The organism is Bacillus sp. SIMBA_005, from assembly GCF_046535585.1.
In the GTDB taxonomy this organism is placed as follows: Bacteria; Bacillota; Bacilli; order Bacillales; family Bacillaceae; genus Bacillus; species Bacillus pumilus.
Genome location: NZ_JAWRWI010000655.1, coordinates 1 through 260 on the forward strand (window position 1 = coordinate 1; position 260 = coordinate 260).

1 protein-coding gene is annotated in these 260 nt (G+C 66.5%); it reads right to left on the reverse strand.

Annotated elements, in window-relative coordinates:
* Positions 1-260 (reverse strand): DUF559 domain-containing protein (locus tag SB660_RS21705; protein WP_410584489.1); only part of this gene is annotated, 260 nt, incomplete at both ends.

Sequence of the window (260 nt, forward strand, 5' to 3'; positions counted from 1 at the left end):
GGCCGGATACGGCCGATGCATCCTTGCGAGGCGCACATCTCCCCCCGGATCACCCGGTACCCCATCAGCAACAACTCCGCATCGTGGCGGATGTCCTCGGACCGCTGGGATCCCGTGTGGTGCGCTCCGTCGATCTGGAGGACGAGGCGATCTCCGATGAGCGTGTCGACACGATGGCCGGCGATCCAGATCTGCACCAGGACGCGCAGCTTCAGCCAGCGAAGCCGCTCGCGCACGTAGGTCTCAAGCCCGGCATCGGC